At 61.6% G+C, this 2,729-nt stretch carries 2 protein-coding genes and 1 pseudogene; all 3 read left to right on the top strand.

The window, feature by feature from the left end:
* A pseudogene (locus tag GTK01_RS20830) lies at positions 1-99 on the top strand (transposon DNA-invertase); the annotation flags it as partial.
* 375 nt (positions 100-474) lie between these two features.
* The gene (locus GTK01_RS20825; RefSeq protein ID WP_252929764.1) at positions 475-660 is read left to right on the top strand and encodes a hypothetical protein; all 186 of its coding nucleotides are present in this window, start codon (positions 475-477) and stop codon (positions 658-660) included.
* Complete coding sequence (locus GTK01_RS20820) at positions 647-2,620, top strand: recombinase family protein (RefSeq protein ID WP_252929762.1); 1,974 nt, start codon at positions 647-649, stop codon at positions 2,618-2,620. Before GTK01_RS20825 ends, GTK01_RS20820 begins: the two co-directional genes overlap by 14 nt.
* Positions 2,621-2,729: the final 109 nt, after the last annotated feature.

Raw genomic sequence — 2,729 nt, 5'->3', positions numbered from 1 at the left:
TGTAAGGAACTCGGGATCGAGCGCGTCACCCTTTATCGCTATGTCGGCCCCCAGGGCGAACTCAGGAGTTACGGAAAACGTGTTCTCGGCTTAGCGTAGGATTCCGCCCCCTCCCGCAAACGACCCCTCCAATGCCGTCGAGCGGGCTATCCGGCCCCAGGCAATCTCGGGGTCATTCTGCCCATGTTGGGCAGGAGGTCGAAGTCCATTATCGCTGGCATCCGTATTTCGGACGCCGGCTTCGCTGCGAGAACAGCGAAGAACGCGCCAACGGTCAGATCATTCATCTCGTCATCGTGCCAGGGCATGTCATTACCGCTCCGGCCTGGATGATAGATCCCGTGGCATGCGCAGCGATGGATCTGGGATCCCCGCGCGTATCGCTTGCTGCACTGCTTGACCTGAACAAACTCTTGATCCAGCGCCGTTTCCGGCGAGGCTCTCCGGATGGATTTATCATCGGGGAGACGCAAAATGAGGACCTTGCCGCCACCGACACGATCTCTCGTGATCGTTCGCCAGCTCAGCATGCCGCTCGACTCGCACAAGCTGGTCGGACTGAGCACAGCGCAACGAACGATCGTGATCACCCGGCTCGCCAATGTGCTGATGGCCGCCGCCGGCGTCGTGACGGAGGAGAGCCGCGATGACGAACAGTAATCTGATTCCGGCCACCATCCTCAAGCGCAAGGCCGTCGTCTATGTACGTCAGTCCACTCAGGCGCAAGTACAGCTCAATCTCGAGAGCCAGCGTCGACAATACGAGCTGGTCGACGTCGCGCGGCGTTGGGGCTTCCGCAAGGTCGAGGTGATCGACGAGGACCTAGGTCGCACCGCAAGCGGGGCTGTGGAACGTCCTGGCTTCGAGCGCCTGGTCGACGATTTGTGCACCGGTCATGTGGGCGCTGTGCTTTGCCTGGAGGCATCCCGCCTGTCTCGCAACGGACCGGACTGGCATCGGCTGCTCGAGTTGTGCGGTGAAGTCGATGCACGGGTGATCGATCTGGACGGAGTCTACGATCCGGGGCTGCCGAATGATCGCCTGCTGCTCGGCATGAAGGGCAGCATCAGCGAGTTCGAGCTCGGGGTGCTGCGCGCTCGCATGTATGAAGCGGCACGCGCCAAGGCACAGCGCGGGGAACTGCGCATCTCCGTGCCCTTCGGCTATGTCTGGCACCGCGAGTACGGTCTCGGATTCGATCCCGACATACGCCTGCAGGAGACCATTCGCCTGATATTCGCGCGTTTCCGCGAACTCGGCAGTGCGCGCCAGGTCATGATCTCAATGATTAACGATAGCGTGCATTTCCCCAGACCTTCCGACGGAAAGAAGATGGTGTCATTCGCCTGGGTTCCGATCCGCTACCGCAACGTGATCTCCGTCCTGAAGAACCCATTCTACGCCGGCGCCTATGTCTATGGTAAGAGCGAGAAGCGCACTGAGATCGTGGATGGCCGCGTCCGCAAGAGCTATGGTCATTACAAGCCGGCCAGCGAGTGGGCGGTGGTGCTCAAGGAGCATCACGAAGGCTATATTGGATGGAGCGAGTACGAACGGAATCAGGAACTTCTCGCCGCCAACGCCTATGGCAAAGCTGGCGGCGTCAAGTCGGGCCGCGGCGGTCGCGCGTTGCTCCCGGGTCTTCTCTCCTGTGCTCGATGCGGGCGAAGACTGGTTGTCACGTATGCCGGACGTGGCCAAGGTTATCCGGTCTATCGGTGCGAGCGCGGCAACACCATGATGGCGCAGGCGCGATGCATGTCGTTCAACGGCTTTCGCACCGATGCGGCGGTGACCCGCGAAGCCTTGGAGGCGGTTGCGCCGATGGCGATCGAGGCGGCGTTGGAGGCTGAACAGATGCAGCTGGAGAGCGAAGCCAAGCGGCGGCAGATGATCGAGATGGACCTGCAGCAGGCACACTATGAGGCATCGCTCGCCGAGCGTCGCTATGCCGCCTGCGACCCGGAGAACCGGCTTATAGCGGCCCAGCTCGAGAGGAACTGGGAAGCTACGCTCAGGCGCGTGGAGACCTGCGAGGCCCGGCTCAGCGAAGTCCAGCGTGTGGAACCGGTCGATGTGGTTCCGAACTTCACCGGCCTGGCCCAGGATCTCGAAGCCGCCTGGAATGCGCCGGGTGTCGATATGCGCTGCCGTCAGCAACTGCTGCGCGCGCTCATCAAGGACATTGTGGCGGACGTCGATGACGACGCGCGCGATGTGATCCTGACCATCCATTGGCATGGGGGCCAGCACTCCCAGGTAAGGGTTCGCAAGCCCAAATCCGGAGAGCATGGCCAGAGTACGCCTGAGGAGGCTCTGGCGGTCATGCGATCCATGGCAACGCGATGGTCGGATGCCGAAATCGCCGCCACACTCAACCGCATGGGCATGAAGACGGGTCAGGGAAAGACCTGGACGGCGCGGCGCGTCCAATCGCTGCGCACGGTGCACAAGATCAGCGGCTATCGCTCTTCCGACAAGAACGGCGAATGGCTCACCATGTCGGACGCGGCCGCAAAGCTCGGCGTGTCGCACGTCAAAATCCGCCGTTTCGTCAGGGACGGCATATTGCCAGCCGAACAGGTCATGCGCGGTGCGCCCTTGATCCAGCCCCACTGAACGGGTCCACCTTGAGTTATGGTTTTGACCATGAAGGAGGACCACGATGAGCAACAAACGACACAAGCCGGAAGAGATCGTCACGAAGCTTCGGCAGGTTGAAGTCCTG

The organism is Aliihoeflea sp. 40Bstr573 (assembly GCF_024105655.1).
Taxonomy (GTDB): domain Bacteria; phylum Pseudomonadota; class Alphaproteobacteria; order Rhizobiales; family Rhizobiaceae; genus Aliihoeflea.
The sequence above is the reverse complement of the archived record's forward strand: the minus strand, read 5'-3'. Positions and strand labels throughout refer to the sequence as shown.

What these genes read in the sequence shown, in the direction of transcription:
- GTK01_RS20825 (WP_252929764.1), top strand. Translation starts at nt 475, where the DNA reads ATGAGGACCTTGCCGCCACCGACACGATCTCTCGTGATCGTTCGCCAG.
- GTK01_RS20820 (WP_252929762.1), top strand. Translation starts at nt 647, where the DNA reads ATGACGAACAGTAATCTGATTCCGGCCACCATCCTCAAGCGCAAGGCC.